This window comes from uncultured Chitinophaga sp. (assembly GCF_937898475.1).
Lineage (GTDB): Bacteria > Bacteroidota > Bacteroidia > Chitinophagales > Chitinophagaceae > Chitinophaga.
On sequence record NZ_CALEJS010000011.1, the window covers coordinates 22,841 to 47,256 of the forward strand.

The window sequence follows — 24,416 nt, forward strand, 5'->3', positions numbered from 1 at the left end:
TATGAAACAGGTATATACATTGCTACTGGTGATCTTTGGCCTGGGCGTCCGGGCGCAAAGCAAAGGAGATTTTCACAACTGGGCAGTTACCCCGCCAATGGGATGGAACAGCTGGGATTGTTTTGGCCCTACCGTTACGGAAGCGGAGGTAAAGGCCAATGCAGACTATATGGCCAAACATCTGAAAGCCTATGGCTGGGAATACGTGGTGGTGGATATTCGCTGGTATGTGAGCAATGACAAGGCGCATGGATATAACGAAACCAATGCGGAATATAACATAGATGAATACGGCAGGTTCATACCTGCGGTGAACCGCTTTCCTTCAGCTGCAGGTGGTAAAGGCTTTAAGCCGCTGGCAGATTACCTGCATAGCAAGGGGCTGAAATTCGGTATTCACATCATGCGTGGTGTACCGGTAGTAGCAGTAAAACGGGGCCTGCCGGTAAAAGGAACGAAAGTGACAGCGAAAGACATTTATTCAACACAGGACCAGTGCAAATGGTTGCGGGATATGTATACCATTGTTCCTGACAAGGAAGGTGCGCAGGAGTATTACAACTCACTTTTTGACATGTATGCTTCCTGGGGTGTGGATTTTGTAAAGGTAGACGATCTTTCTGCGCCTGTCTATCATGCGGAAGAAATAGAAATGATCCGCAAGGCAATAGACCGTACGGGGCGTAAGATCCTGCTGAGTACATCGCCGGGCGAGACGCCGGTTGCCCGGGGAGCACACGTACAGCAGCATGCCAACATGTGGCGTACCGTGGATGATTTCTGGGATGCCTGGGAACCGCTGCATGCACATTTTGAAGTGTTTGAACGCTGGAATAAATGGCGTACCGCCGGTGCATGGCCGGATGGGGATATGCTGCCGCTGGGCCGGATCGGTATCCGTGCAGAACGGGGTAATCCGCGTATGACCAAATTTACGAAGGATGAACAGTATACTTTGATGACGCTATGGTGTATCTTCCGTTCGCCGCTGATGTTTGGCGGCAACCTGCCGGATAATGATCCATTTACGCTTTCATTGCTGACCAACAGGAACGTGCTGGCCGTTCTGAAGAACAGCAGCAATAACAAGCCTTTGTTAAATGATGAGGAGAAGGCCATATGGACAGCCGATGCACCCGGCGCGGGCCGCCGGTATGTGGCTGTATTTAACAAGGGAACTGACAAGGCGGCCATTACGGTTGATCTTACACAGATAAGGGCCACAGGTAGCTGTAAGGTAACGGATCTGTGGACGGGTAAGGTGCTGGGGAAGTTCAGCGGAAGTTTCAGTCCGGAGATCAACCCGCACGGGGCAGGCCTGTATAAGATCAGCTACTGATATTTTAGTATTTTTGGCATATGAGCCAAGCTCCAATATCTTAAAACACGGACGCCATCAATGAAGGAGCCAGTAAAAAATGTTCGGGCGGATGCAAATGAGATGATGAAGTCGTGGGTAACATTATTCACCCACAGCATGTACGAATGGGCCTACTACAAAGTAGCTGACAAAGCCACGGCAGAAGACCTGGTGCAGGAAACATTCCTGTCGGCCTTTCAGTCGCTGGACCGGTTCAGGCAGGAAAGCCAGCCAAAGACCTGGCTGTTTTCCATCCTGAACCATAAGATCACCGACCATTTCCGTAAAAAGGTGAAAAGTCCGCTGGTAAATGAAGGAGGCGCAGGGCTGGATCATTATTTTGATCATCATGGCGAATGGGGGGATCATTCCCGCCCGCAGCAATGGGTCGGCGATGACAGTCACCTGCTGGACCGGCCCGAATTCAGGAACACTCTGGACGAGTGTATGCGGCGGCTGCCGGGCAGCTGGTCTGCAGCGCTTCAGCTGAAATACCTGAGTGAAAAGGACGGCAAGGAAATTTGTCAGGATCTGCAGATCTCTCCGTCTAATTTCTGGCAGATGCTGCACCGTGCAAAACTGCAATTGAGAAAGTGCCTGGAGGTACACTGGTTTAAAAGGTAAACGATGAAGAAGCGGATCATACATTTCTTTGTGCTGTCCTGCAAAAAAGCAAGCGGGCTGATAGAGAAAAATCTCTACTTTAAACTTTCCCTCCCGGAAAGGATACAGCTGCGCTGGCACCTTACGCTGTGTGATGCCTGTAGCACCTATAAAAAACAAAGCGGCCTGCTGCATGATCTGCTCAGCAGGCATGAACATGATCACACACAGGCACCTCCCCTCCCTGAAGATGCCACACAAGAACTTAAAGAAAAGATTATCAGAAAATTGGAGCATTAATAAAAAAGACCGCTCCCTATCCGCCTCCATTTCTTAAAATTTCCTTAAAAAACCTGCCTGTCACTTTCTCAATTTCCACCATTTAAATAAATTTGGCACGCTTAATTAGTCATTGAAACCATTTACTGTTATATATTATGCCAGTACGTGTACATAGATTAATCAAGATCCTAATTCCACTATTCCTTACAGGATTTTTCACAGGCGGATTCCACGGTAACAGCGCCGCACAGGGCGTGGTTCTTTACACACCTTACACCAAAATTTCCGTTTCGCCGGGCGAGTCGATCACTTATTCTGTGGACGTGATCAACAAAAGCGGCAGCCTGAAAAGCGCGGATATTGTTTTAACCGGCTTATCTAAAGACTGGAGCTATGTATTGAAATCAGGGGGCTGGAACATTAACCAACTATCTGTGCTGCCCGGAGAAAAGAAAAGCTTCGATCTTCAGCTGCAGGTGCCCCTGAAAATCAACAAAGGCAGCTACCATTTTGCCCTGCAGGCAAAGGGATTAACCCAGTTACCGCTCACTGTGAACGTTTCGCAGACAGGCACCTTTGAAACAGAGCTGAGCACCACACAGCCCAACATTGAAGGAGCGGCGAATTCCACCTTTACTTACAATGTGACACTACGGAACCGGACGGCAGACAACCAGCTGTATGCCCTGGGCGCCAACGCAGCACCAGGCTGGAACGTGACCTTTAAAGCCAATTACAAACAAGTGTCGTCTGTAAACGTGGAAGCTAACCGTACCCAGGAGATCACGGTGGAGGTAGATCCGCCGGATCAGCTGCCAGCCGGCACTTATAAGATACCTATTGTGGCCACTACCAGCAGCACATCGGCCCAGCTGGAACTGCAGGCTGCCATTACCGGGTCTTATGCGCTGGAATTAAGCACACCTAAGGGACTGCTCAGCACCAGCCTGACGGCGGGCGACGACAAACGCATTGACCTGGTGGTGATCAACAAGGGATCTGCACCGCTCAAAAATATAGATATGCAGTCTGCTGCTCCTGCCAACTGGGAAGTAACTTTCGATCCAAAGCAAATCACATCGCTGGCGCCGGGACAGATTGCCCAGGTGGCCGCCGTGATCAAAGCCGATAAGAAAGCCATTGCAGGCGACTATGTGACCAACCTGGAGGCCAGGGCCCCGGAAGTTTCCTCTAAAGCAGCATTCCGGGTGTCTGTAGGCACCTCGATGTTATCAGGCTGGCTGGGGATCATTATTATTCTCGGCGCATTAAGCAGCGTATATTATTTATTCAGAAAATACGGACGGAGGTGAGCCATGAGCGAAAATATCATTGCGCTGACCGGTCTTACAAAAGCATACGGCTCGCTGAAGGCTGTGGACGGGCTTAACCTGTACATCAAAAAAGGAGAAGTATTTGGATTACTGGGGCCTAACGGCGCAGGTAAATCAACCACCATCCTCATGATGCTGGGATTAACAGAGCCTACTGCGGGATCTGTAGCGGTGTGCGGTATAGATTCTACCAAGCATCCTATTGAAGTTAAACGCAGGGTGGGTTACCTCCCGGATGAAGTGGGCTTCTACGAAAACCGCAGCGGCCTTGAGAACCTGCTGTATACCGCCAGGTTGAACCGCGTACCCGCGGAGGAGGCGGCAGTGCGGGCCACACGGCTGTTGCAACGGGTAGGACTGTACGATGTAAAGGATAAAAAAACGCGTACTTATTCCCGCGGTATGCGACAACGCTTAGGACTGGCCGATGTGCTGATCAAGCAGCCGGAAGTGATCATCCTTGATGAACCTACCCTGGGCATTGATCCCACGGGCGTACGCGAGTTCCTGGACCTTATTGTGCAACTGAGCCGGGAAGAAAAGATCACGGTTCTGCTCTCCTCCCACCACCTTCACCAGGTACAACAGGTGTGCGACCGCGTAGGCATTTTTGTAGGAGGAAAACTACTGGCGGAAGGCGACATCCCAACGTTGTCGGGTATACTGTTTGAAGGGGAGCCCTACACCATAGAAGCAGGTGTTGCCGTATCGGTGGCTGATCCCTCCAAACCGGATAGCACCTCCCCCCTTATTGTACACCTGCAGCAACAGCTGGTGGAAACCAAAGGCGTCCGCTCTGTACTATATGACAATGGCCTTTTCAGGATAGGTTGCACACACGATGCAGCCAGCCTTATTGCCAGCGCCATTGTTGGCGCGGGATTAGGCCTCACACACCTGAGCCGCAAAGCCTATGGGCTGGACGATATTTATAACCGTTATTTTGAAGGTAGTACCAGTTATGAACAAGCTTCTTAATACCATTACCTCACTAAAACAGCAGTTGCGGGTAGCGCACCTTCGCCACAATTTGACGGTGATCGCCGGGAGAGGCGCGCAGGAAGGAGGCAAAGCGGAAGCCCCTCACCCCTTCCGGGTGATCGTAGATAAAGAAATTACGGATCATGTGCGCAGCTGGCGTTTTATAATATTGCTCTCCCTGATCCTGCTCACGTGTTTCGGATCACTATATATTTCTATCAGCAATTTCAGTAAAGCAATAAAACCCGATGATCCTGACGGGGCATTCTTTTTCCTGAAACTCTTTACTGCTTCTGATGGCACGATGCCCCCCTTTCATGTACTGATGGGATTTCTGGGGCCACTGCTGGGCATCAGCCTGGGATTTGACGCCATTAACTCAGAGCAGCACAGCGGTACGCTCAGCCGCATCCTGTCGCAACCCATTCACAGGGATTACCTGATCAACGCAAAGTTTGCCGCCTCATTGACCGTGATCAGCGTATTGTTCTTTGCACTGGGCTTCCTGGTAATGGGCCTGGGGCTGATCATCATCGGCATACCACCCACGCCCGGCGAGTTTATGCGGGTGGTGTTCTTTATATTGCTCAACATCCTGCATGTAGCTTTCTGGCTGAACCTTTCCATCCTTTTCTCCGTGCTGCTGCGCCAGCCGGCTACTTCGGCGCTGGCCGCTATTGCCGTGTGGCTGTTTTTCAGCATCTTTTACCAGCTTATCATCAAACTGATCGCACAGGCGTTCATGCCCTCACAGATGGCGCCACCGGAAGCGGTCATTAAATACCAGGAGCTGATACTGAACCTGCTGAGAATTGTGCCCACGCAGTTATACAGCGACGCCACCGTTACGCTGCTGATGCCTTCTGTACGCAGCCTGGGGCCACTGACAATGGAACAGGTATACGGCGCCATACCCAGTCCTTTACCACTGAGCCAAAGCCTGCTGATAGTATGGCCACAGCTAACCGGTCTTATTGCCGCAACAGTGCTGTGCTTTGCGATATCTTACTATTCATTTATGAGAAGGGAGATACGTTCAAGATGACACCTGCTATGCTCTTTTACGGAAAGTTCTGTTACCGTTAAACCAACGGCAGAATCTTATTATACAGAAAAAGCGCCGGTTTGGACCGGCGCTTTTTCGAGTGGCAGTATGCGGCAGGCTCACTGACGGGTCCATTCTTCATGAATAGGATCGCCTTTTGAGCTGTTGCCGCTATGGTCCCACTTATTGCCGTTCACCACGCCTTTGAAGGTGAGCGAAGCGCCTACCCTGCTGCTATCCCTGGAAAAGAACTCGATCTTTTCGGTATAGGTACCATTCTCAAAAGTGTAGGTACCACCGCCGGTGCCAAAGAACTCTCCTGTTTCAGTATTGATAGCCACCCACTGAAAACGGGTGCCGGTAAGTATCTTGATGGTTTTGCGGGCGCCACGCTTCATTTCATTCATCTTGCCGTTGGCCTCGCGCGCAGTGATCTGCCATACGCCCAGCATCGGGCTGTTGCCATCATCGATGCGGGTCCAGGTGGTCTTTTCACCGTCTATGCTGCTGGTGAGCTGATCGCCGGTAAAGTCGGCAGTAGCTTCAGGATGCGTACCCACTTTTGACTTGTCCAGCGAATTGAACTCTATGGTAGTGGTGGCCACTCCTTCCGAAGTACCCTCCCAGGTACCTCCCAAGGTAGATTTAAAAGTGTTGCCGTCATACACGGTAACGGTAAAATAATCGTCTGTGATGAGCAGCACGGAAGTGGTGGTACCGGCGCTGGACTTCCAGGCGCCGATCACCGGGGACTGGGCCTTTACTCCCAGCAGTGTTAGCAGCAGGAGTGAAAAAGTTGTAAGTGTTTTCATGTTGGTGGATTTTATAAACTAGTTCAGGCAACGCCTGATAGCAGCCAGCAAGTCGGTCACTACCAGGGGACTACTCATCACAACTGCCGCCCCGGCCTGCAAAGCCCGTGCTTCAATATCCGCGCCCTTGGACACTATGACAACCGGCACCATGCTGGTGAGCGGGTTGTTTTTCAGATGCTGACATATCTCAACAATCGTAAGCGTTAAGAAACGGCTGTTGACAATGAATAGATCCGGTATATTAAATTCATATTTAAGCAACTCTATGTCTGATGATATATGCTGCACTTTAAATCCTTCCTTCAACAAAATCTTTTTATAGTATAGGAAAGCCTCTATGTTCTTCTCGATAATAAGGATAGTCTTGTTCATTTACGCACTCGTTCTCGTTCATTGATGATAAAATCAGCCGGATGGAGAACCGGCAAGTTTCCCGATAACTGAATATCATCTGACGATTGCGCAATGTCTTATAAAGATCCTGTCTGGCAGATATTCGGTCTGAGGAACAATAAAACGGCTAAAGCTGGTGTGGCGGCGGAAAAAACAAATATGACATACAAAGAGCAGTAAAGGCAAAATAAAACTTCGTCTTATCCAGGTGCCACAGTCTGCTTTGGGGATAACGGCGTTATGAATGTATACAACAGTATGGGAAGAATGATCATCATTTCTCTTCCGCTGTTTGCTGACGATCTGCGTCCAGTTAATATCATCATTCAACAATTGCCCCAGACAAATATTATGGGTAGCCAATGTGAGCACCGTCCCCAATATGAGCGTCTTAAAGGCAATTGCGAATAGTAGGAGATAATTCTGGGAAATTCGCCAATTGATCATCAGGGCTAAAATAACGAAATAATCTCAACAAACGAGAGAGAACTACTCTTCATTTTCCTTTGCAAGGCGTTCAAGCCGGCCCTGGTGGAGGATGGAGATCTCTTTTCCGTTAATGCTGATGATGCGGTCCTGCGCCAGTTCTGCGAGGGTACGGAACACCGTTTCGTAAGTAGCGCCGGTGTAGGCGGCGAGGTCCTGCCGGCTGAGGGTCATATTTAATGTGCCCTCTTTATCAAAGCCAAATTTACTTTGCAGTTGTAAGAGTGCATTGGCTACACGGCCTTTTACAGACATGTGTGCCAGGTTCCTCATATTCTTTTCAGATTCCTGGAGCTCTTTTGCGTAGAAGAGCATGAGCTCATATAAAAAGGTGTGGTTAACCTGGAGGCTGGACTGGAAAAAGGCCATATCCACATAGCATACGGTAACCGGTTCCAATGCGGTGGCTGATACGGGGTATACCAGCTCCTGTCCTACGCCGCGATGCCCTACAATATCACCTTTACGGGCAAAGCGCACAATCAGCTCTTTGTCTTTACCCCAGTGCTTGTGCACTTTTACCAGACCTTCGTATACGAAATAAATACCGTTGACCTGCTCTCCTTCGCGGAAAAGCAGCTGGCCTTTCTTCAGTGAGAAATTCTTCCGGTGTGCGTTGATGGCCGGGCTCCATTCTTTTAAGCATAGCCTGCACAGCATACAACTGTTCAGGTCGCATTCCTGTTTATCTTTCTTTTTCACGCGGTTTGACTGTTCAGGTTACCGGCAATGCCCTGTATGTGGGCTGGCAACATAGCATCGTAGAGGTTCACTACTTCTCCCACCACGATCACTGCGGGGTTGCTCAGCCCTGCATGCCGTGCCCTGAAGGTAATATCCTTTACGGTACCTTTTACCATTTTTTCCCGGGGGGTACTGCCTTCCTGGATGATAGCGACGGGCAGGCCGGCCTTACCGCAGTCTATAAAAATATCCATGATAGCTTCGAGGCGGCTCATGGCCATTAATATAATAACGGTGGCAGAAGATCTGGCGGCCAGGTGAATATCCCGGGAAATGCTGCCATCACGGGTGGTGCCTGTAGTTACCCAGAAGCTCTCAGCGGTACCGCGCCAGGTAAGCGGGATCATTTGTCCGGCGGGTACCGCCAGCGCGCTTGAAATACCGGGCACCACCTGTACCGGGATGCCGGCGCCACGGGCGGCCTCAATCTCCTCTGCCGCTCTTCCAAATATAAAAGGGTCCCCACCTTTCAGCCGCACTACATGGCCATAGGCGCGGGCGTCTGACACGATCAGGCGGTTGATTTCGTCCTGCGAGAGTATATGGCAACCGTACCTTTTACCGGTAAAGCGGGTAATGGCCCCCGGAGCGGCATACTGGAGGAGGGACTCGTTCACCAGTGCATCATATAATATAACGGCTGCCTGGCCAATGGTTTTTATGGCCTTCAAGGTGATCAATTCCGGGTCTCCGGGCCCTGCGCCTACCAGGGATAATAATGGTACTACCATAGCATTATTCATATTATATTTATAATTATATGATATTAATCATACTTACGGCTATAAATTTAAAATTAAAATAGCTAATTTCATGATGTAAATCATACAAAGCAGCCAAAACAATCCCGGTAAATTTATCCAAGACATTATATTAAAATATTTATCATATCAATTTAAAGGATCCACTTTCCATTAAATTGATCAACATTTAAAATCCGGGCAATGAAAATTGTAATTATCGGCAACGGCATGACCAGCTACAAGTTTTGTGAAAAGATGATGGCCAAAGCCGCTCCTGGTACAGTAGAACTGGTTGTTTTTGGCGAGGAGCCCCGCCCTGCCTATGACCGTGTACACCTGAGCGAATTCTTCTCCGGCAAAACAGCAACAGACCTGGAAATAGCGCCGGCCAGCTGGTACGCTGAACAAAACATTACCCTTCACCTGGGCGACCCGGTACAGCAGATAGACCGTACGCTGAAAACCGTTCACTCCTACAAAGGCATTACTGAAAGTTATGATTACCTGGTACTGGCCACCGGATCGGCGGCTTTTGTGCCGCCGATACCCGGGGTCGACAAAAAGGGCGTCTTTATATATAGGACAATAGAAGACCTGGAAATGATGCGGGACTATGCTCCCAAAGCTACTACCGGAGCAGTGATAGGCGGTGGCCTTCTGGGCCTGGAAGCCGCCAAAGCCCTGCTGGACCTGGGCCTGAAAAAGACCCATGTCATAGAATTCGCTCCCCGGCTAATGCCCCGGCAGATAGACGAGGCAGGCTCCAACCTGTTGAAAGCCAAACTGGAAACACTGGGACTGGAGATCCATACCAGCAAATCCACCACTAATATATTGGGGGAGGACACTATCACCGGACTTCAGTTTTCCGATGACAGTATACTGGAGGCGGATATGCTGGTGATCTCTGCAGGGATCTCTCCGCGGGACGAGGTAGCACGCCTTTGCGGACTGGAAACGGGTCACCGTGGCGGTATTGTGGTAAACGAACAGTTACAGACCACCGATCCCTGCATTTATGCCATTGGCGAATGCGCCTTATATAATGGCATGATCTACGGCCTGGTGGCCCCCGGCTACGAAATGGCAGAGGTAGCCTGCTCTCATATCCTCGGATCCCATAAAGCCTTTACCGGTTTTGATATGAGCACCAAACTGAAGCTGATAGGCGTTGATGTAGCCAGCTTCGGAAATCCCTTTGCTCCGGCAGATCAGTGCAGGACCATCATTTTTGAAGACACGATGAAAGGCATCTACAAACGCATCAATGTCAGTAACGATGGTCAACACCTGCTGGGCGGCATCCTGATCGGCGATGCAGATGCCTACAACATGCTGCTGCAAACAGCCAAGAATAAAGTGATACTGCCCCCCAACCCGGAAGACCTGCTGCTGGGCGCAAGGGGCGCACAGACAGAAGGCGGCGCCGGCGTACTGGGCTTACCGGATGAAGCCACCATCTGCAGCTGTGAGAACGTGAGCAAGGCCACCATCTGCAATGCTGTAACAGCCGGTAATGAAACGCTGGACGCCGTAAAAAAATGTACCAAAGCCGGTACCTGCTGCGGAGGCTGCGTACCCATGGTGAAAGACCTGATCACCAGCACCATGAAGGCGCAGGGCAAATATATCCGGAATGTGGTGTGCGAGCACTTCTCCTACTCCCGCCAGGAACTGTTTGACCTCATCAAAATAAAAGAGATCCGCACCTTTGACGATGCACTGGACCATTATGGACAGGGCGACGGCTGCGAGGTGTGCAAACCCGTGGTAGCCAGCATACTGGCCAGCCTGTGGAATGAAATGATCCTGACCAAGGGCAATGACACTGTACAGGACTCCAACGACCGTTACCTGGCCAATATCCAGAAAGGCGGTACCTACTCTGTGGTGCCCCGCGTACCGGGCGGAGAGATCACCCCCAGGCAGCTGATGGTAATTGCGCAGGTGGCGGAGAAATACAACCTGTATACCAAGATCACCGGCGGCCAGCGGATAGATATGTTCGGCGCACACGTGAATGACCTGCCCCTGATCTGGGAAGAGCTGGTGGCAGCCGGCTTTGAAAGCGGACACGCCTATGGTAAAGCGCTGCGCACAGTGAAAAGCTGCGTAGGCAGCACCTGGTGCCGTTTTGGCCTGCACGACAGTGTAAGCTTTGCGATCCGGATAGAGCAGCGCTACCGTGGATTACGGGCGCCGCACAAGCTGAAATCAGCTGTGAGCGGTTGTATACGCGAGTGCGCGGAAGCTCAGTCCAAAGACTTTGGCATCATCGCCACTGAAAAAGGCTGGAACCTTTATGTGTGCGGCAACGGTGGTTCCAAGCCACAACATGCCCTGCTGCTGGCCGGAGATGTGGACAGTGACACCTGTATCCGCTACATAGACCGTTTTCTCATGTTCTATATCAAAACAGCTGACCCGCTGACCCGTACAGCCACCTGGCTGAATAAACTGGACGGCGGCATAGAATACCTGCGCAACGTGGTGGTGAACGACAGCCTGGGTATAGCCGACCAGCTGGAAGCAGAAATGCAGGTACTGGTAGACAATTATAAATGCGAATGGAAAGAAGTGGTGGAAAACCCCGAGCTGAGAAAACGCTTCAGCCACTTTGTAAACGCGCCCGAAGAAAAAGACCCGACCATCAAATTTGAAAACCTGCGGGAACAGAAGAAAGCCGCAGAATGGAAATAAACTTTCAAAAACCAATTCGTATGTCATTAGAAAATTCAGCAACGCTCACCTGGTTCTACGCCTGTAAAGTAGACGACGTACCTGCCAATGGCGGCGTATGTGTAAAGTATTTTGACGAACAGATCGCATTGTTCCGTTTTGCCAGACGCAATGAATGGTACGCTACCCAGAATCTTTGTCCGCACCGCAGGCAGATGGCCCTCAGCCGCGGTATGACCGGCACACAGGAAGGCGAGCCTAAAGTGGCATGTCCCTTTCATAAAAAATCTTTCTCCCTGGTAGACGGACGTTGTCTGACCGATGAGCATGAATGCTCCCTGAACACTTACCCGGTAAAAGTGGAAGGAGATCGTGTATACATTGGCATTGGCGCCGGCGGACAGCAGGTGGAAGTAATGGCATAAAAGAAACCCGGTAGCGGGCAGGCTATCCGGGCTTCCAGTTTTAATATGATAGGCTCACATTTAAAACCAACCAAAGTTACATGAAAAAAACATTCCCTGGCGGGATAATGCTTTTACTTTTCTGTGCTGCTTTATCGCTTCCCTCCTATGGGCAATTCTCGCTCAATGCCCAGCTCAGAACACGCACGGAATTTCGTGACGGCCAGGGCACTCCGCTGGCCCGCGATGCATCTCCCGCCGTATTCACATCACAACGTTCCCGCCTGTCCGCAGGTTTCAGCGCCTACCGTATCCAGCTGGGCCTGAGCATACAGGACGTACGGGTATGGGGCCAGGACGGTTCTACCATTAACCGTACCACCACCGCCAATAATAACGGGCTCATGCTGCATGAAGCATGGGCGGAGATATTGCTGACAGACACTATCGTTAAGAACAAACGCCTGGCGCTGAAGATCGGCCGCCAGGAGCTGCTGTATGATGACTCCCGCCTGCTGGGCAACCTGGACTGGCTGCAACAGGCCAGGCGCCATGATGCGGTATTGTTAAAATACGAAACCAATGACTGGATGCTGCATGCAGGCGGCGCATTTAACCAGAACAAAGAGAACGCTTCCGGCACTATCTATGACGCCACGCCCCCGGGTAACTATACCGGCAATACGAACGGTGGTAACAACTATAAAAGCCTGGAATTTGTATATGCGGGCAGGAAACTGGCCAAGGGCAATATCTCTTTACTGTTCCTGGCAGACCAGTTCTCCAGGTACCATACTGACAGTGTGAACAATGTACCCGTGAAGGTATGGGAGGGATCTACTTACAACCGTATGACTACGGGCCTTTACTTTAACAATACTATTCAACGTCTTACGCTTACCGGAGCCGCCTACTACCAGTTTGGCAGCAATGCCGACGGGGCAGATCTGAGCGGCACTTTACTGTCGGGCGCTTTTCAATATGCGGTGACCCCTGCCTTCAGTGCAGGCGCCGGGGTAGATTACACTTCGGGTGGCGGCAGCGGTAATACCAGCCACGCATTTGACCCCTTATACGGCACACCGCACAAGTTCTGGGGCTTGATGGATTATTTCTATGCGGCAAACGGTTTTGGTAACCGGGGATTGCAGGACTACTACATAAAAACAAAGATCAAAGCGGGCAAAAAATGGCTGATCACCGCCGATGCGCATGAGTTTTACAGCGCCAGCGATATACCGGCAGCGGTTGATAAACCCGCGCAGACACGCCACTTCGGCACGGAGGCCGACCTGGTGGCCGTTTTTACGCTCACTCCAATGATCGCTTTTGAAGGAGGTTACAGTCATTTCTGGAGCACCAACTCTTTAACTGCAGCCGGCGTAAAGAACGTGACCAATGCCAGCAGCAATAGCAACTGGGCTTACCTGATGGTGAGCATACGGCCTTCATTCCTGTTTAAATGATCTTTTGAACCACCTTTTAAAAAAGATATTTTATGGCTTTTACTCCTGACAATCAACCTTTGGACAAGCTGCGGATCTTCAGCCTGAACTCAGTACAGATGCGCACCTTCCACATCACCTGGCTGATGTTCTTTGTGTGCTTCTTTGGCTGGTTTGGCCTGGCCCCGCTGATGCCCACCATCCGTGCAGATCTGGGGCTGAACAAAAGCCAGATCGGCAATATCATTATCGCTTCTGTTTCGGGTACCATCATTGCCCGCCTGATAATAGGCCGCCTGTGCGATACCTGGGGCCCCCGCAAAACAGCCGTGCGCCTGTTGCTGGCCGGTTCGCTGCCGGTGTTCCTGGTAGGACTGGCACATGACTATACGACTTTCTTACTGTTCCGTTTAGCCATCAGTGTGATAGGCGCCTCTTTTGTAGTGACCCAGTTCCATACCTCCATGATGTTTGCACCGGCTATCAAAGGTACTGCCAATGCAGTAACCGGTGGATGGGGCAATTTGGGTGGCGGTATTACCAACATGGTGATGCCGCTGATCTTTGCAGCCATTGTAGGTTTCGGCTTTACGAAGGAAGAAGCCTGGCGCTACGCGATGATCATACCCGGACTGATGATGCTGGTTGTAGCCTTTTTATACCACCGCTATACCAAGGATACGCCGGCGGGCAACTACGACGAAACAGGCCACAACGCCGCCAAAAGCAAAACAGACTGGAGTGTACTGGCCGACTGGCGTATATGGGCGCTCACAATGGCCTATGCCATGTGTTTTGGCATGGAGATCACGTTTGACAACGTAGCCTCTCTTCACTTTGTGGACACCTTCCATCTTTCACAAAGCAGCGCAGGCTTTTGGGCAGGCGTGTTTGGCTTCATGAATATTTTTGCACGTGCGCTGGGCGGTATTGTATCTGACAAAGTAGGCGCCCGCTCAGGTATGAAAGGCAAAGGCCGTTTACTGGCATTCATGCTACTTTTTGAAGGTGCAGGGCTGCTGCTTTTTGCACAGGCCAATTCCCTTGGCCTGGCTATTGCCGCCATGCTGAGCTTTGCCCTCTTCCTGAAAATGGCCAATGGCGCTACCTACGGTATCGTTCCCTTCATCAATGAAAAGAATGTGGGATTGGTGAGCGGCGTAGTAGGTGCAGGTGGTAACCTGGGCGGCATGTTGTTTGGCTTCCTTTTCAAATCAGAAAGTATTACTTACATACAGGCGTTCACGTATATCGGCTATATCGTGATCACGGTAGCGGCGATCGTGATGATCACGAGCTTTGTACGCGGAACGCAGGGCGCTAAACGCGGAACGCTGAGTGCACAACCGGCAATAGCGGCGAACCCGGAAGGTTGAATACCGGGTTCTAATGCAAGCATTTAGCGTTCAGCATAAAATGGATTTTTCATGCAGGCATCTTCTTTCAAAACAACGTGTTGTTATTGCGGCGTAGGCTGTGGCATTGTAGTGCAGCAGGACAGACAGGGACGGTTGCAGGTAAGCGGGGATAAAGACCACCCCGTGAACAGGGGAATGCTTTGCTCAAAAGGCATGAACCTGCACTACACGGTAATGGACCAGTCAGACCGGCTGCTATACCCTGAAATGCGGTACAACCGGCAAATGTCCAGGCAGCGTGTAAGCTGGGACCAGGCGCTGGACAGGACTGCTGCCGTATTCCGCACCCTGATTGCGCAACATGGTCCGGATGCCGTTGCCTTTTATGCATCCGGGCAATGCCTGACAGAAGAATACTATGTGATCAATAAGCTGATAAAAGGCTTTATCGGCAGCAATAACATAGACACCAACTCCCGCCTGTGCATGAGCAGCGCTGTAGCTGCCTATAAAATGTCTTTGGGAGAAGATGCCGTGCCCGTTTGCTATGATGATATAGAACAGGCAGACTGCATATTTGTGGCCGGCGCCAATCCGGCCTGGTGCCATCCCATTTTATGGCGGCGTGTAGAAGCGGCAAAGGCGGCCAACCCGGCCATGAAGATCATTGTGAGCGATCCGCGGGCCACACAAACATGCTCGCTTGCAGATGTACACCTGCAGCTGAATCCCGGTACCGATATCGTACTGCACCATGCCATTGGCAGATGGCTGATCGACAATGGGCATATAGATCATACTTTCATCCAGCAACATACAGAAGGATTCGCGGCTTACCGTGCGGCCGTGATGCAACGCAGCCTTGAAGAAGCGGCGGCGATCTGCGGCGTAGCGGAAGCCGCCATACGTGAAGCAGCTGCTTATATTGCCAAAGCAAAAGGCTTCATTACCATGTGGACCATGGGACTGAACCAGAGCGCAATAGGCGTACGCAAAAACCTGAGCCTGATCAACCTGAACCTGATCACCGGGCATATCGGCAAACCCGGCAGCGGCCCGTTCTCCTTAACAGGTCAACCCAATGCCATGGGCGGGCGCGAAGTAGGCGGACTGGCCAACTTGTTGCCTGCGCACCGTGTGCTGGATAACCCCGAACACCGGGCAGAAGTGCAGGCCTTCTGGGGCGGTACTACCCTTTCTCCCAAACCCGGCCTCACCGCCACAGAAATGTTCACGGCGCTGGAAGAAGGACGCCTGAAAGCCATCTGGATAATAGGCAGCAATCCGCTGGTAAGCCTGCCGGATGTAAGAAGGGCCGAGGCAGCCCTGCAAAAGGCAAAGTTTGTAGTGGTGCAGGAAATATCCGGCCGGGCCGAAACCCTGCAGTATGCAGATGTGATACTGCCTGCTGCTACCTGGGCGGAGAAAGAAGGCACCATGACCAATGCGGAACGCCGCATTACCTATCTGCACAAGATCACCGATGCGCCGGGTGAAGCGCTGCCGGATGCCACCATCATCTGCCGCTTTGCGCAGAAGATGGGCTACCATGGATTTTCCTACCAGTCACCGGCAGAGATATACGAAGAACATTGCCGTTTAACCGCCGGTACACGCATTGATATTACCGGGCTGAATTATGATACCCTGCGCGAGCAGCGCAGCGTACAATGGCCTTATCCAAAAGGAGCTGCCAACGGCGGAACAACCCGGCTTTTCACCGATCATCGTTTTTACACCCCCTCTTCAAAGGCAGTGATACACGCTTTTGAGGATGAAAACACTTCAACACCCGTTACACCGGCACACCCACTGATACTGACCACTGGCCGTATACGCGACCAGTGGCATACCATGAGTAAAACAGGAAAGGTGAATAAGCTGAAACAGCATATTGCCAGCTCCTTCCTGGAAATCCATCCTGAAGATGCACGCCAGCGCCAGATCTCACAGGACGATATTGTAGAGATCAGCAATGAACGAGGCAAGGTACGCGTAAAGGCAAAGCTGACCAGCACCATTAAGAAAGGGGTGGTATTCCTGCCCATGCACTGGGGCAAAATATTACAGCGCGACCTGCACAGGGCCAATAACCTGACGGAAAGCAGGCTGGACCCCTACTCAAAACAGCCCGACCTGAAGTTTGCAGCGGTACAGGTACAGGTTTACCGCAAACCCAAACAGAAGATCGTAGTGATCGGTGCAGGAGCAGGTGCCTGTGGGTTTGTAAGATCTTACCGTGAAATTAACCGTACAGACGAGATCACCATTTTCAGCAAAGAGGCGCAGCCTTTCTACAACCGTGTGATGCTGCCTGACTATATCAGCGGCGCACAGGCATGGGAGCAGCTGGTGAAAATGTCGCAGGATGAGGAAGATGCTTATCACATTACCCTGCACCAGGGCGTCAGCATTACGGCTATAGACCGGCAGCGTAAAACCGTTACAGACAGCCGGGGTAAAAAACACCCTTACGATATACTGATCATGGCCACCGGAAGCAGAGCGGCACAACTGAAAGACGTGCCGCCCCTTACGGGTATTTTCACCATGCGCAGCCGCCCGGATGCAGACGCGTTCAGGAAACATATAAAGCCTGAGAACGGGAAAGTGGTGATAGCCGGCGGCGGGCTGCTGGGTATTGAGCTGGCCGCCTCGCTGCGCGAAATGGGTATATCCGTTTCCGTGATACAGCGTACCTCCCGCCTGATGGACCGGCAGCTGGACACGCTGGGTAGCCAGCTGCTGTGGGAAGAGCTGACAGACCGGGGCATAGAAGTATTGTTCAATGATGAAATAGCGCGGTTCAATGGTTTAAAAAAGCTGGAAGGCATACAGCTGAAAAGCGGCCGCCAGATAGACTGCCAGGCAGTGGTAGTGGCCATCGGCACCGTACCTAATACAGAACTGGCCCAGTCTGTCCAGCTGAGCTGCAAACGCGGCGTAGTGGTCAATGAATACCTGCAGACCAGCGATCCTGATATTTTTGCCATCGGCGAGATAGCGGAGTTTAACGGCACTCTCTACGGCATTACTGCCGCAGCAGAACAGCAGGCGGCCGTAGTGGCCCGTTTCCTGAGCGGCGATATCAGCAGCCATTACCAGGGCTCTGTATTCATGAACATCCTGAAGATGCATGGTACGGATATCTGTTCGCTGGGTATGGTAGAAACCCCGGACGATCCCGCCTATGAAGAGGTGGTGTTCATTGACAAAGCCAAACGTTACTATAAGAAATGCGTGATCCATAACGACCGCCTGATGGGAGCTATTCTTATCGGCGACCGTTCAGAATTCCTGGAGTTCAAAGAGCTCATGCAACAGCAGATGGAGCTGAGCGAAAAACGGCTGGAATTATTACGCTCCGGTAAAAAGGCAGAACCGGTTATCGGTCCGCTGGTATGCTCCTGCGGCAATGTAGGCGAAGGGAATATCTGCAATAAGATCAGGGAAGGACATGCCACACTTGAAAGCCTGTGCAAGGCATCCGGCGCAGGACTGGGCTGCGGCAGCTGCAAACCGGAGGTGAAGGCCATACTGGAAAAAATGACCGGAGCGGTATCCGCAAAAGAAACGCAGAAAAAACTGATGGAGGAGGTTATCTAATGGCAAAGCAAACACATACCGTCAGCATCAATTTTACAGGCGGCATTATCTCGCCTGGTTATTTACAACAGGCCCTGAAAATAGCCGCTGCTGTAAAGATAACAGAGGTACGCTTTGGCCTGCGGCAACAGCTGCTGGTAGATGTACCGGTAAAACATTTTAAACAGTTCAGCCAGCAATGCAAACAGCAGAAGATCGCCTTTCATGAGCCGGATGTGAACCATAACATCACCAGCTCCTATCCTGCTGCGGGAATCTTTACGCATGGCAACAGCTGGCTGTCTGAAGGCGATTACAAAGATGTGTTTGACCTGTTTGACTATACCCCATCCCTGAAGCTAAATATCTGCGACCGCCATCAGACCTTTACCCCCTTTTTTACAGGGCATATCAACTGGATCACGTCTGAGCATGCGCATTACTGGCATCTCTTTGTACGATTCCCGGGCACGGGACAACTCCTGGCATGGCCCGAACTGATTTACACCAATCATATCAGCCGGGTGAGCCGGCAAATAGAAACGCTGCTGCAAACACCAGATGTGAACGGCAGCAACCTGTATGAACGCACACGTGCTGCACTGGAATATATGGGCCGCCCTGTAAAAGAAGAACTGGATATGCCCAACTTCCACCTGCCTTACTACGAGGGCTTTAACCGCTACGAAAACAGCTACTGGTTAGGCATTTACCGCCGGGATGAGCTGTTCCCGGTGGCCTTTCTGCAGGACCTCTGCGCCATCTGCCTGGAAACCAAAACCGGACAGCTTTATGCTACACCGTGGAAAACGATCATCATCAAAAATATCAATCCTGCACATCGCCCCCTGTGGGATTATGTGCTGGGTAAATACCGTATCAATGTGCGGCATGCCGCCAATGAACTGAACTGGCAGGTAGAAGATAATTCGGCGGATGGGCTGGTGCTGAAACGCCACATCATCCGCCATTTTGATAAAGAGGATGTACGTACCTACGGGCTCTGTTTCAGCGTTCGCATGGAGTCCGCCACCAGTGAATTCGGATCTGTGGTAATACGCAAGCAGGAGAATAAATACAACAGCAAGCTGAAGTACATGCAGCGCTACGATATCCTGTACACCCCGGGCTTTAACCCCAATTCATCTACACTGATCCCCTTCAGGGAGAATGTGAGCAAAGAACACCTGGGGCCTTACCTGGTATCTATCTGCAAATATTTCTACGAGCAGGCCAGCGAGGCCAATCCGCTGCAGGACCTGATGAGCAGCCAGCAATCACTGTCGCACATAAAACCGCCGGAGAGAAAAGTTCAGCAGTGCAGGCAATGCATGAGCGTATACGATGAAGCATTGGGAGAAGCAGAACAGGGCATTGCGCCAGGCACCGCCTTTGAAGCGCTGCCGGAGCATTTTGGCTGCCCCTTATGCGGCGCGGGTGCAGCAATGTTTGAGGAGATCGGCGAGGGTGCGCTGGGCTATTAACCATGATGTAGATTCCACCATGATAAACCGATATAAGTGAGGGTGTTGTCCGCCAGCGGCCGGACAAACACCCTCTTTGCTATCAACTATTCCACTTCTTTCAATGGTTCTTCACAGGTATTGCCAAATGCATTGCAGGGAAATCAGTCGGTATAGCCGGTAAGCAGCGCACTGCTGCCGCCATAGTCTTTATACTGTTTCCACAAGCTGGTAAGATCAATATCAGGATAATGTTGCTCCGCCTGTTTTGCCAGACGAAGGTATCCATCGATATCCATGGGCTTTATCTGCTTATGCTCCCAGGGCTTTACTTTCTCTGCATAAGGCAGCAGCCATGTAAATGCTTTTTTCAGGCTCTTTTTACCCGGACTTACATAATGCCATAGATCGATATCAATATGCTCTGCCAAACGGGCCAGTTCAAAAAAAGCATTGAGATTGAACTGGGAATAATTCCAGGAGAGGGTGCGGGCCAGCTCATGTGGCTGGCTGCCGTCTTCCCCCAACTGGTTATCAATCCTGGGCTGTGTGTTTTTTGTTAATATCTCAGCAGCAAGATCATGCTGACCGGTGAACAGGGCGATTGCCACCGCCTGTACATCGTACCAGGTGCCGTGGTTGTTCTTTTCATCGGCTTCATCCAGGCCAATGGGACTGGTACGCATCCATTGCAGGAACTGTGTATACCATTCCCGGATAGCTTTATAATCAGCCGCCGGCAGTTCCGGTGCATCTTTCAGCAGTTGTATGCCATCCAGCAGGCTGGTAACATTATGCGTATCTATCAGGCCAATGCCGCGGCCTTCGGTGATACCGGGAATGGCCTGGCCATAATTGAGATGGGGGTTCATGCGCGTAGCGGGATCGATGAACCAGGTATGCAGCAGCTTTGCCGCATGGGCGGCATACTTTGACTGACCGGTGTAATACCAGGCTAATCCCAGCAGGTATATGTCTTTACAGAGTGCGTTATGAAAATCGAGATCCTTGACGGCATAGCGTTCAGGATTGATCTCTCCATCTTTACGGATGTAGGGCAGGCCGTCCGGCTTAGATGAGTCGGGCCACCAGTAAGGACCAACGCTCATGTAGTCGTGCTTGTCACCGCTGGGCGGCAGCTTGCTTTTATAGACTACTGAATAAGGCCCATGGCCCAGTGCTTTATCGGCATCTTTCAGCAAGCTGGCCAACGCCTGCTTTGCAGCAGGGTCATGCTGCGCCAGCAGCTGTTTGCCATGCTGCAGCACGGCTGGCTTCAGCAGCAGGGTTTGCGGGGTATCTTCCGCCGCAAAGGCTGACCGGGTTAACATAACAGCGGCCAGCAAAAGTAAAGCATACAGTTTCCTGATCATCATTTCCGTGAATTTATTAGGCTGTACTAAAATAATCATTACTTCATTGTATAACGCTTCATACTGATCACCGCACTTTGGGCGCCGTTATTCACCTTGTTGATGTAAATATAGGCGCGGTATTTTCCATCCGCTGTTTCTATCCAGGCGCCGGCTTCCTCTTTCAGGTTGATGGCGTAATCAGGCGCGTTGGCAATGTCCAGCTGCTGAAAGTCTATGTCGTCAATATAAATGCCGTATTTATCGCGCGCCAGGTTGTTATCACGCAGCGCCCATGCTTTACTGATCTTCGTTACCTTATTGACGCCTGGAGGTAATACTACACCCGGCAGATATTCCGATTTAGTACCAGGCGATACGAGTGAATGATTGAAGGCCACATTAGGCATAGCACGGTAGAGATACACAAGATCGATATTCGCTGCATGGGCGGCTGCATCAACTGCATCATAGGCTTTCATGTCTTCAATGGAGATAAAGCAGTTAGCCGCATCCATTACGGGAATGTCCAGCGCTATATCCATTCTGGCAATGGTATAAGGCCCCATGGAATAGTTAACCGTTTCACCATTGCTGCTTCTGGCAGAGAACTTAAAGCTGATTGTTTTACCACGGGCCTCTTCAGGTATGGTATAGAAGTACCGGAGAGTAACAGCGTTGGTGTCCTTGCTGAAATTCACCGTAGTGACGTTGCCCTGGTTGGTGGAAGGCGTTGCCACTTCAACGCCCACATCCACCCCGCTGCCGTCTGTATAGTAAGAACGGTGTTCCAGGTAGGTGGTGGCTGCCCCGGCGATGGAAGCTTCCACCTGTGCGGAAACAAGCTTTCCTTTGTCGCCCGGCAGCGCCATGGCATATGCAAACTCGATATTGTTGCCAACGATGTTGGGCCCCAGTGAACGTTTGATACAATCGTTCTGCAGGGCATCCTTCGGTACAGGCACGGCATAGGGTTCCTCCTTACAGGACGCCATCAGCAGCAACAGCGCCATTAACCAGGATGTATATTGAAAGTATTTACTCCTCATAAATCATGTTTTAATGTGATGATCACTGTTGAATGGATATATGCACGGTGTAGGTTTTTCTTACCTGGCGGTTGCCGGATACTACGGTGTAGCTGCGCGGGTTGGCCAGGTCTGAAAAATCCACTTTGCCGGTGATCTTGGGATCCAGCTTGGCGTCGGTAACCAGTGAGAACTGTGGGTATACGTTCTTCAAATCAGTGCCGTACTGCACTTCTGCATGTATGGTGCAGGCAGTTGTATCTATCACCGGTTTTTTGGCGGTCAGCACTGTCTGGAAGTCTGATCCCAGCAATTGAAAATCGCTCACATAACATTCTGCACGGGTAGTGATCAGCAGCCCGTCCTCATCAACAGGAAAATCGTCCTTGGAGCAGCTTATCCATGCGAAGGCGCAGCACAGGAGCAGGGCCGTTAAGTATAAATATCTTCTCATGTTGCTATGTTTTATAACCATGGTGTATTCTGTGTAAGGTTAGGGTTGCGGTCTCGCTCACTCTGCGGGATCCTGAAAATATAATTCTGCTGGTACTCCCTCGGCGTGGTGTTCTGGTAGTAGCGTGTTACCTGCGCATTGTGTGTATCCATCCGCCAGACACCGGGTCCGCCAGGAGGTCCCCAAACCCTTTCAAGTGCACGCCAGCGGCGCAGGTCAAAACCGCGGTGGCCTTCACCAAACAGTTCTATGATACGCTCCTGTTCAATGGCACTGAAGAAAGCCTCTTTACTGGCAGTTTTCTCACCGCTTAAGGGCGGCAGGTTACCACGATGACGGATCTTGTTCAGGAGATCGATCGCGTCTGCCTGCGGACCATTCACAGCATTGGTAGCTTCTGCATACATCAGGTATACATCTGCCAGGCGCATTACCGGGAAGTTGTAATCCCCATCGCTGCGCCCCTGACCAGCGTAATTGCGCAGGAATTTGCGCAGCACGTAACCGGAATTACAGCCGTCTGTATTATAAGTAGTGTATTTTTCGCCGTCTATGGTTACCGGCTGGTTCCATGTTTTATAAATAAAGGGCACCCAGTTGGTAACTTTCAGCGAGGCCAGTCCTACACTTACTTCATAATCCCACATAATAGAAGCCTTCATGCGATAGTCGCGGTCAGCATAGCTGCGCGGATTTAAAGCAGAATTGGACGCTGTTCTTGCATTGGGCGCAGCAGGATTCATGGGTATCAGCTTGGGCGCAAAATCGCCGGTTATGGTAGACTGATACCTGTCTGCAATTTCATAGCGGGGCGATACCCAGCATTGGGAATTTTCGTGCGAGCGGCCCGCCACATCGCGCATCAGTTCTTCACCCTGGTTGGTACCGGTACCACCATGGTTGAAGGCCATGATCATTTCAGGATCGCCATTGGCTACCGGTGTAAACAGGTAATAGTAGTTGGGCAGCTTATCAGCTTTGCCCAGGCTGTCTATTTCACCGGGGGCGCCGCCACGGAAGAGGGTGAGGCCATAGTCGTTGATCACTTTACGGAAATCGGCCGCTGCGGCATTATAGGCAGCGGCAGCGGCTCCTTTATCTGCTGTGAAGCCTTCTAATTCCGGCCAGCCGAAATCGTTCCAGCAGGCCCAATAGAGCTGCAGTTTACCACGGAAGGCAAGGGCGGCGGCTTTGGAAGCACGTCCTATTTCAGGCGCTTTCACGGGCAGCTTCTCAAAGGCGTAGGTAAGATCAGCCATGATGGAATCTTTCACCTGTGCAATGGGCGTTCTGGCAATCGTTGCCACTTCCGCGTTACTGTACACGGTACTGCCAATGTAAGGTACATGTCCCCACATGGATATCAGCCTGAAATATACCATGCCTCGCAGCAGGCGTGCCTCGCCGATGATCCTTTCCAGATTGGGGAGGGAAGCAGCAGTGGCATTGGGCAGCATTTTGGTAACGTTATCTATCACGTAGTTGGCGCGGTTTACGCCGCCGTACAGGTTTTTGAACATCCTGTCAAAGCTGCCGCCATATCCGCTGGGATTATAGTTGCCGTCGCGATAGGCATCGCCATGCAGCAGATCGTCAGCAACAGTGCTGGTGCCGCGGGTCCTGAAGTATTCTCCATGGCCATCGAGATAATAGTCACGGTCAAACAGTGAACGCACGTTGGCATAGGCGCCCATAATAGCAAAGGTGGCATCGTCCTCTGTTTTCCAGTAGGATGCTGCGCCTAACTCGGTAGTGGGCTCCTGGTCCAGCAGGTTTTTCATACAGCCTGCAGTAAGGATACTCCAGGCCGACAGTATGCAAATGATGGATATTCTTAAAGATGATCGCTTCATAGTTTCAAT

Annotated in this window: 20 protein-coding genes; 12 read left to right on the forward strand and 8 right to left on the reverse strand. The window is 51.2% G+C overall.

What is annotated here, in order from left to right:
• Position 1: 1 nt before the first annotated feature.
• The 6 genes from Q0577_RS01955 (at position 2) to Q0577_RS01980 (ending at position 5,605) form a co-directional block, all read left to right on the forward strand.
• Positions 2 to 1,339, forward strand: a complete 1,338-nt coding sequence (locus Q0577_RS01955; RefSeq protein ID WP_298732260.1) for a glycoside hydrolase family 27 protein — start codon at positions 2 to 4, stop codon at positions 1,337 to 1,339.
• 60 nt (positions 1,340 to 1,399) lie between these two features.
• Positions 1,400 to 1,984, forward strand: a complete 585-nt coding sequence (locus Q0577_RS01960) for a sigma-70 family RNA polymerase sigma factor (RefSeq protein WP_298732262.1) — start codon at positions 1,400 to 1,402, stop codon at positions 1,982 to 1,984.
• Between the two features lie 3 nt (positions 1,985 to 1,987).
• On the forward strand, positions 1,988 to 2,263 hold the full coding sequence (locus Q0577_RS01965; protein ID WP_298732264.1) for a hypothetical protein: 276 nt from the start codon (positions 1,988 to 1,990) through the stop codon (positions 2,261 to 2,263).
• Between the two features lie 305 nt (positions 2,264 to 2,568).
• The gene (locus Q0577_RS01970; RefSeq protein ID WP_298732266.1) at positions 2,569 to 3,558 is read left to right on the forward strand and encodes an NEW3 domain-containing protein; all 990 of its coding nucleotides are present in this window, start codon (positions 2,569 to 2,571) and stop codon (positions 3,556 to 3,558) included.
• Between the two features lie 3 nt (positions 3,559 to 3,561).
• A complete protein-coding gene (locus tag Q0577_RS01975; RefSeq protein WP_298732268.1) occupies positions 3,562 to 4,557 on the forward strand; it encodes an ABC transporter ATP-binding protein in 996 nt (331 codons plus the stop codon).
• A complete protein-coding gene (locus Q0577_RS01980) occupies positions 4,541 to 5,605 on the forward strand; it encodes an ABC transporter permease (RefSeq protein WP_298732270.1) in 1,065 nt (354 codons plus the stop codon). Before Q0577_RS01975 ends, Q0577_RS01980 begins: the two co-directional genes overlap by 17 nt.
• A 119-nt stretch (positions 5,606 to 5,724) precedes the next feature.
• On the opposite strand, the gene Q0577_RS01985 is transcribed toward Q0577_RS01980, so the two are convergent.
• The 4 genes from Q0577_RS01985 to cobA all read right to left on the reverse strand — a co-directional run bounded on the left by Q0577_RS01985 (position 5,725) and on the right by cobA (position 8,774).
• Positions 5,725 to 6,417: a hypothetical protein gene (locus Q0577_RS01985; protein ID WP_298732271.1), complete on the reverse strand. Its 693-nt coding sequence runs from the start codon at positions 6,415 to 6,417 to the stop codon at positions 5,725 to 5,727.
• 18 nt (positions 6,418 to 6,435) lie between these two features.
• Positions 6,436 to 6,792, reverse strand: a complete 357-nt coding sequence (locus Q0577_RS01990) for a hypothetical protein (protein ID WP_298732273.1) — start codon at positions 6,790 to 6,792, stop codon at positions 6,436 to 6,438.
• Positions 6,793 to 7,302: 510 nt separating this feature from the next.
• Positions 7,303 to 8,001, reverse strand: coding sequence for a Crp/Fnr family transcriptional regulator (locus Q0577_RS01995; RefSeq protein WP_298732298.1), 699 nt, complete (start codon positions 7,999 to 8,001; stop codon positions 7,303 to 7,305).
• On the reverse strand, positions 7,998 to 8,774 hold the full coding sequence (cobA, locus tag Q0577_RS02000) for a uroporphyrinogen-III C-methyltransferase (protein ID WP_298732299.1): 777 nt from the start codon (positions 8,772 to 8,774) through the stop codon (positions 7,998 to 8,000). Before cobA ends, Q0577_RS01995 begins: the two co-directional genes overlap by 4 nt.
• A gap of 213 nt (positions 8,775 to 8,987) precedes the next feature.
• On the opposite strand from cobA, the gene nirB reads away from it, so the two are divergent.
• The 6 genes from nirB to Q0577_RS27190 all read left to right on the forward strand — a co-directional run bounded on the left by nirB (position 8,988) and on the right by Q0577_RS27190 (position 19,741).
• Entirely contained in the window at positions 8,988 to 11,486 is a 2,499-nt protein-coding gene (nirB, locus tag Q0577_RS02005) for a nitrite reductase large subunit NirB (RefSeq protein ID WP_298732300.1), read from the forward strand.
• A gap of 20 nt (positions 11,487 to 11,506) precedes the next feature.
• Complete coding sequence (gene nirD, locus Q0577_RS02010) at positions 11,507 to 11,890, forward strand: nitrite reductase small subunit NirD (protein WP_298732302.1); 384 nt, start codon at positions 11,507 to 11,509, stop codon at positions 11,888 to 11,890.
• Positions 11,891 to 11,970: 80 nt separating this feature from the next.
• Complete coding sequence (locus Q0577_RS02015; RefSeq protein ID WP_298732303.1) at positions 11,971 to 13,335, forward strand: alginate export family protein; 1,365 nt, start codon at positions 11,971 to 11,973, stop codon at positions 13,333 to 13,335.
• 32 nt (positions 13,336 to 13,367) lie between these two features.
• The gene (locus Q0577_RS02020) at positions 13,368 to 14,690 is read left to right on the forward strand and encodes an MFS transporter (RefSeq protein ID WP_298732304.1); all 1,323 of its coding nucleotides are present in this window, start codon (positions 13,368 to 13,370) and stop codon (positions 14,688 to 14,690) included.
• A 51-nt stretch (positions 14,691 to 14,741) separates the two neighbouring features.
• Complete coding sequence (locus tag Q0577_RS02025) at positions 14,742 to 18,278, forward strand: nitrate reductase (RefSeq protein ID WP_298732305.1); 3,537 nt, start codon at positions 14,742 to 14,744, stop codon at positions 18,276 to 18,278.
• Entirely contained in the window at positions 18,278 to 19,741 is a 1,464-nt protein-coding gene (locus Q0577_RS27190) for a rubredoxin (protein WP_366883712.1), read from the forward strand. The genes Q0577_RS02025 and Q0577_RS27190 overlap by 1 nt, the downstream gene beginning before the upstream one ends.
• A 143-nt stretch (positions 19,742 to 19,884) precedes the next feature.
• Here the strand turns inward: Q0577_RS27190 and Q0577_RS02035 are convergent, their stop codons facing one another.
• Genes Q0577_RS02035 through Q0577_RS02050 form a run of 4 tightly spaced genes read right to left on the reverse strand, consistent with a single transcriptional unit; the run spans position 19,885 to position 24,407 of the window.
• Complete coding sequence (locus Q0577_RS02035) at positions 19,885 to 21,096, reverse strand: alginate lyase family protein (protein ID WP_298732306.1); 1,212 nt, start codon at positions 21,094 to 21,096, stop codon at positions 19,885 to 19,887.
• A 35-nt stretch (positions 21,097 to 21,131) separates the two neighbouring features.
• The gene (locus Q0577_RS02040; protein ID WP_298732307.1) at positions 21,132 to 22,121 is read right to left on the reverse strand and encodes a DUF4466 family protein; all 990 of its coding nucleotides are present in this window, start codon (positions 22,119 to 22,121) and stop codon (positions 21,132 to 21,134) included.
• 22 nt (positions 22,122 to 22,143) lie between these two features.
• Positions 22,144 to 22,554 (reverse strand): hypothetical protein, encoded by a 411-nt coding sequence (locus Q0577_RS02045; protein WP_298732308.1) that lies wholly within the window; start codon positions 22,552 to 22,554, stop codon positions 22,144 to 22,146.
• An 11-nt stretch (positions 22,555 to 22,565) separates the two neighbouring features.
• Complete coding sequence (locus Q0577_RS02050; protein ID WP_298732310.1) at positions 22,566 to 24,407, reverse strand: RagB/SusD family nutrient uptake outer membrane protein; 1,842 nt, start codon at positions 24,405 to 24,407, stop codon at positions 22,566 to 22,568.
• Positions 24,408 to 24,416: the final 9 nt, after the last annotated feature.